Source organism: Coriobacteriia bacterium, assembly GCA_013334745.1.
Classification (GTDB): domain Bacteria; phylum Actinomycetota; class Coriobacteriia; order Anaerosomatales; family JAAXUF01; genus JAAXWY01.
In genome coordinates, this window is record JAAXWY010000075.1 from 1 (window position 1) to 5,835 (window position 5,835).

Sequence of the window (5,835 nt, forward strand, 5' to 3'; positions counted from 1 at the left end):
CGGCGATTGCCCCCGACCAAGGAGGAGGACCATGACGCAGAAAGCCGCATCAAGTGGGACGGCGCGTATTCAGCCTACGGTCGCCGTCGGCGTGGGTGTCTGGATTGTGTACTCGATCATTACGAACGGCCTGCAGGCAACCTCCGGCATACCCTATACGGAGTGGTTCACCTCTGCAGGCGCTGCGTTCCGCAATGGCGTGCTCCCGATTGGCATCTCGAGCGTTCTCCTGCTCATCTTCGTGCTCTGGTCGCGGTGGGACGCGACGTGGCGCGACCCAATTCGCCTCAAGACCACCACCTTGATGAAGGTCATGATTGGCCTGTTCGTCGCGATGATCGTCGCCCGCATCGTTGCGGCTGACTACAGCGCGCTCAATATGGATCTGCTCGCGATGATCGTGCTGACCGGTGTCGCGGTCGGATTCGCCGAGGAGACCCTGTTCCGGGTGATTTTCCTGCGCACGATGCGCGAAGGTGGGCGCCGTGAGGGCGTTGCCGCGGTCATCACGGCAGTGTGTTTCGGTGTCTTCCACCTCCCCAACGCATTCCTGGGCGGCGGTTGGGGGACCCTGATGCAGATTGTGCTCGCCACCCTGACCGGCAGCACGCTCTACCTCTTCCGACGTCAGTTCGGTGTGATTTGGCCGGCGATGGTCGCGCACGGGCTGTGGGACATCTCGGCGTTCATGGTCCAGAACGGTCAACCGGCGGTATGGCTCTCGCCGCTGACGCTCTTGAGCACGTTCGGCGTGCCGTTCCTCAGCCTGTGGATTCTCATCTCGCTGTGGCGCACCGACCACACAGTCGTGATCCCCGCCTCAGTCGAGACCCCAGCGACCGCGGAGTAGCCAAGAAGATCCAGTGCGTTGCGAGCCCTCAGCCACCCTGTATCCACTCTGCCTAACGTTCTTGCGCATCAGCTGCGGCCGATACGCCTCTCCTCTTGAGTCCACCCTTCTGGGCGTCAGCTGGATGCGCTTGTTAGGTGGGTCCTCGATGCGGCCTAGCGCCCAGCTCGCTTCATTAAGTAGGTCAAGACAAGGAACTGCGCCGCATAACTGGCGAATACCACAAGCGTCACGACGCCGATCCCGGGGAGCCCGATGACGAACGGCGCGGCCGAGGGCAGTGCGTCCCCCTTGGTGCCGACGAGGACCAGCGACGTGTAGTTGTTCGCCAGATGCAGGGCCGTCGCCATCCACAATGACCCCGTGCGCCATGCCGCCCACCCGTAGAAGGCGCCAGCAAGCAGGTAGGGCGCAAGCACGAACACATTGCCGCGATACTGGGCGATGTTGCCCGCATGCGGGGCTGCGAAGAGCAGCGTTGGGATTCCGATGAAGAGCAACTTGCTCGATGTGAACCGGCGCGCGAACTGCGTCAGATAGCCGCGGAAGAGCAGCTCCTCGGAGCCTGCCTGGATGAAGATCCCAACGAAACCGACCACGGCCAGCAGGACAAGCGTCCCGAGGTCGAAGTCGGGGTTGCGCTCCACCGGCAGGATTCCCGCTACGCTGAAGAGCGCCGAGAAGACGCCGGCAACCACCACGCCGACCGCTAGCCCGACGCCGAAGTTCCAGCCCTCGAAGCGCCACGCCGGCATAGCAACGCTCCAGAACGGCCGCTTGTGCACGAGGCGGACGACCAGCGGGATCGAGACGAACGCGATCACGAAGCTCATGAGGGTAGCAACGACACTCATGACCAGGGAGTCCTCGTAGTTGGGCACGAAGATTCTCACGGGAAGCGAGCCGAACCCAGAGAGCACGAAGAAGACGACAATGACAAGCGTCAGTCCGAACAAGTAGCGCCAAACGCTGGCTTTCCCCTCTGCCGACCAGTCGAGATATGAGCCTACGGGCTTGTTGTCGTCCATATTTCTCCCAAGATTCGAATCCGAGACCGGGCTTCTGACTATCGCGGCTAGTCATCAGCGCAAGCGGTGGGCCTGCCACAGTCTACCTTGCGGTCATCCTCGGGTGAACGGCGTCTCTAGCGCGGAACCCAAGGCCATCGAGCGAGTGAGCCAAGCGGCGAGCGCCTCATACGCCGCCTAGGGAGCCGCCGGCTCGGACTCGACCAACCCGACTGTTCCCGTTGGTCTTCCTACGGCCATCACTGTCCACCCACCCCTACCCGCGCCGGCAGTGAGACCTTCGAGTGAAGCACCGCCACGACTATGAGCAAGAGCACCTCGCCCATGACTATCACGGGCGCAAGGTTGTCGAGGTTCTCGCCGGGACCGAACGCAATGCTGTAGAGACTGAAGTCGACGTATGCGTGCAGCAGGATAGGCAACAGGATGCCGCCTGACACGCGGCGAGTCAGGTAGTAGATCGCGCCACCTAGGAGAGTAGAGATGAACATCAGGGGAGAGAGGGTCAGGGCTCCAACCAGATGAGCCAGAGCGAACAGCAGGGTTGTCGCCGATGCGGCGACGCCTTCCGAGTACCGCTGCCTGAAGGCATGGAGCGCGACGCCGCGGAATACGGTCTCTTCAGATGAAGCTATCAGGAGAACGGCGGTGAGGGACACTAGCACGAGGAGCGGATCAGAAGCCGCGATCCGACTCCAGTCTGCGGCGATCGCGCAGAGCGCAAACGAGGCAACAGGCACCACCATGACCCATCGTCGAGCGCGCAGCTCTTCATGGAGGACCGGCGATTGCCATCCCAGGTACCAGACGGCTGCCACAGCGAAGACGAGTCCGAATATCTGCTGAGGGATGACCGCGCCGATCACAGCCGAGACATCACTGAAGGAATCGGGATGAGGGCCCAACAGAATCCTGCCGACGAACGCCCCCGCCAGGCTGGCGACAAGCCACAAGAAGACGAAGAGGAGCGTGCCCGGCACCGAAAGTCGCTTCACGATCACTCGCTTTCTCGAACCATGATGCTTCCAGCCCGCACACTCGGCATGAGTTCGCATTCGATGGACGCGCGTTGTTCTGGCCACCGGCGCTAGGAGACAAGGGGGACCCGCTGCTTGTCCGCGCCACCATCAGCTCCGGAGTGGCTCTGCCCTACCGACGGCCGCTACTGCGAGCAAGTCGCAAATACTCCACCTAACGTGTTAGGCATGAGCAGGCGCCCTATGCCTTCTTGCCGATTCTATCCCTTGGCGCTCTGCTCGATGCCTTTGTTAGCTTTGCGCAGCGAACTCGGCTTGTTTGCGACGGTCGGCCAGCAGAATCGCGAGCAGCACCGCAGCCTGAGAACCGAGCGGCCACAGGGCTGCCCACGATGAGGTGCGCACGGCTGCGACGAGAGCTAGTCCGTTGCTTACAACGTAGAAGCCGAGACCGACCAGCACCCATACCTTCTGATTCGCAGTCCAGGCTCCGACCGGCTGTCGCGTATGTGGCGGCATGTGCTCCGCCTGCGTCCACTGGCCCTTGTTGGCGCCGATGGCGAATGCATACTGCACCGCCATTAGGGCGAGCAGAATTGTGACTGAGGCGACTATGCGGCCGACCGCGCCAAGGTCATTGTTGAGTCCCACTGCGAACGACAATCCGAACTGGGTAACGTTGGCGACGGCAAGTATTGCCGCCCACCGAACATCGTTGTGCGCCAGCGCCCAGATGAAGGACAGGAAGTACGCGCCCCAGTTGATGCGATCCAGCGACTTCGGGAACTCCCCGGTCCCAACCGTCATGTCCACGGAATCCCCAGCTTGCGCCACCCGCTCAACCTCCAGTCAAGCTAACGTTCTTGCGCATGAGCGGCGGTCAGCGGCCTCACTTCCGCAGTCTAGCTTGCGCCGTCCGCTCGATGCGCTTGTTGGGCACACCTGGCCCCCAGTCAACCTAGGTGCGATGAAACACCTGTATGTACGAGTAGGTCTTGCCGCCCTCGCGGACAAGCTTCGTCGCAGTCGGGTCGAAGACAAGCCCAGCCTCGGTAATCTCCGAGATGAGATCACTCGAATGGACCTGCCGTGTCATGAGCGCGTGGCTCTTCTTCCCCACCAAGACAGAGAAGAACGGGTGAATCGTCGCGTAGGATGGCTCGATCTCAGCGATGACCAAAGCGCCGCCGGGTTTGACTAGCTTCGCGACCTTAGACCAGTCGGGATTGTGCGACAGCGACGACAGCGCGAGGGCAAAGAGCACAACGTCGTGCTTGTTCTGCCCTCGAAGGTCATCGAGAAAGCTGAATACGTCCTCGTGGCGGGTCTCCACAGGCAGGGCGAGGTTACGAAGGTTCCGGTTGAACTGATCCAGCATGCCTTGACTCGCGTCGACGTACAGCCAATGGCCTTGTGCGCAGTTTGCGAAGTGAAATGCAATCTGCTTGCCCGTGCCGCCGCACAGGTCTAGTACGCTCCACGTCGGGAGCCCAGACACCAGTGCGTCGATGGCCTCGTTGACCTTCTTGTGAGTCTCGAGTAGTAGGTCGGAGTTCCGTGCGTCGTATCCTGCGGCGATGACATCGTAGAAACGCGCCGAGTTGTCTGCGGAGTAGACGCGGTCAAAGCGCGTAAGACTCTTTGTCGTCGTTTGCTCTTGGGCAATCAGTCCTACTATGGCCAAGATCACGCCCCCGCCAGAATCCCATCCTGGCACGACGGCTAGCCAGCCAATCATGGCAAACAGAAATGCCCAGTTCAGAATCCGCAGAACCAGCGACTTGGATGGCATATTCCCCCCGTGTTGTGCCTAACGTGTTAGGCATGAGCAGGCGCCCGATGCCGTCCTTGCCGATTCTATCCCCTGGCGTTCTGCTCGATGCCTTTGTGAGACAGCGTCGCTGGTTCGCTCAATTCCCTGCTCATGCGATGCGTCAGAACGTCCACAAGTCGGGCAGACGCCCTTGAGCGCTCGCCGTTTGCGCGCATCATCCTCATATCCGGCGGCAAGGATGGCCGCCGGTAGCGCAAACAGCGCGATTCCGAGCAGCTGGATGCAGCCGCCGATGAGTTTCCCCAGAGTGGTGACGGGCATGATGTCCCCGTACCCGACCGTGGTGAGCGCCGAGATCCCCCACCACATAGCAGCCGGGATACTTGTGAACTTGTCCGGCTGTGCGGTGTTCTCGACGTGATACACCACGCTTGAAGCCAGGACGAGCACTACGAGTATCGATAGCAGCGCAACAAGCAAGTCTGCTGCACGCGCACGGAAGACGGACTTGAGGCGATCTACAGCCTCAGAGTACCGGCCCAGCTTGAGGACTCGTGCAAACCGCATGAGGCGAAGCACTCGCAGGAAGCGCAGATCAAGCTGACTGGCAGGCAATGCAAGCCCGACATAGAAGGGCAGGATTGACGCTAGGTCGATGATGCCGAAGGTGCTGAAGGCGTACCGTACTCGACCGGCGACTGGCGATGCATAGCGCGGATCCGCAGTACACGCCCACAATCGCCAAACGTACTCGATGGTGAAGACAATCACAGTGAAGACGTCGAATGCCCAGAAAGCCCTTGAGTAGCGTGCAGCTAGCGACGGGACTGTCTCGAAGACGACCGAGGCGACGCTGAGAATGATGAGGAGGAACAGTCCGATATCGACCCAGTCCCAACGGACCTGACCGGTTGCCTCATCTTCTGTGACTTCGAGAAGATCCCAGACATGACGCCGGAACTCCTCGATGCGAGTGCTCAATCTCAACCCCCCGTCTGTCTAACGTGTTGGGCATGAGCAGGCGCCCTATGCCTTCCTTGCCGATTCTATCCCCTGGCGTTCTGCTCGATGCCTTTGTTAGACAGCGTCGCTGGTTCGCTCAATTCCCTGCTCATGCGATGCGTCAGAACGTCCACAAGTCGGGCAGACGCCCTTGAGCGCTCGCCGTTTGCGCGCATCATCCTCATATCCGGCGGCAAGGATGGC

Annotated in this window: 6 protein-coding genes; 1 reads left to right on the top strand and 5 read right to left on the bottom strand. The window is 61.0% G+C overall.

Going from position 1 to position 5,835, the window contains the following annotated elements:
- Nucleotides 1-31 precede the first annotated feature (31 nt).
- Complete coding sequence (locus tag HGB10_11755; protein ID NTU72477.1) at nucleotides 32-850, top strand: CPBP family intramembrane metalloprotease; 819 nt, start codon at nucleotides 32-34, stop codon at nucleotides 848-850.
- Nucleotides 851-1,005: 155 nt separating this feature from the next.
- Here HGB10_11755 and HGB10_11760 read toward each other — a convergent pair whose 3' ends face one another.
- The 5 genes from HGB10_11760 to HGB10_11780 all read right to left on the bottom strand — a co-directional run bounded on the left by HGB10_11760 (nucleotide 1,006) and on the right by HGB10_11780 (nucleotide 5,511).
- Nucleotides 1,006-1,878, bottom strand: a complete 873-nt coding sequence (locus HGB10_11760; GenBank protein NTU72478.1) for a CPBP family intramembrane metalloprotease — start codon at nucleotides 1,876-1,878, stop codon at nucleotides 1,006-1,008.
- 239 nt (nucleotides 1,879-2,117) lie between these two features.
- Nucleotides 2,118-2,873 carry a CPBP family intramembrane metalloprotease gene (locus HGB10_11765; protein ID NTU72479.1) on the bottom strand — a complete coding sequence of 252 codons (756 nt, stop codon included), beginning with the start codon at nucleotides 2,871-2,873 and terminating at the stop codon, nucleotides 2,118-2,120.
- 273 nt (nucleotides 2,874-3,146) lie between these two features.
- Nucleotides 3,147-3,662 (bottom strand): hypothetical protein, encoded by a 516-nt coding sequence (locus HGB10_11770; protein NTU72480.1) that lies wholly within the window; start codon nucleotides 3,660-3,662, stop codon nucleotides 3,147-3,149.
- 151 nt (nucleotides 3,663-3,813) lie between these two features.
- Entirely contained in the window at nucleotides 3,814-4,647 is an 834-nt protein-coding gene (locus tag HGB10_11775) for a class I SAM-dependent methyltransferase (protein NTU72481.1), read from the bottom strand.
- Between the two features lie 18 nt (nucleotides 4,648-4,665).
- Nucleotides 4,666-5,511, bottom strand: coding sequence for an ion transporter (locus HGB10_11780; GenBank protein ID NTU72482.1), 846 nt, complete (start codon nucleotides 5,509-5,511; stop codon nucleotides 4,666-4,668).
- Nucleotides 5,512-5,835: the final 324 nt, after the last annotated feature.

Excerpts from the sequence above, each read along its gene's own strand:
- HGB10_11755 (NTU72477.1), top strand. The coding sequence starts at position 32 with ATGACGCAGAAAGCCGCATCAAGTGGGACGGCGCGTATTCAGCCTACG.
- HGB10_11760 (NTU72478.1), bottom strand. The coding sequence starts at position 1,878 with ATGGACGACAACAAGCCCGTAGGCTCATATCTCGACTGGTCGGCAGAG.
- HGB10_11770 (NTU72480.1), bottom strand. The coding sequence starts at position 3,662 with ATGACGGTTGGGACCGGGGAGTTCCCGAAGTCGCTGGATCGCATCAAC.
- HGB10_11775 (NTU72481.1), bottom strand. The coding sequence starts at position 4,647 with ATGCCATCCAAGTCGCTGGTTCTGCGGATTCTGAACTGGGCATTTCTG.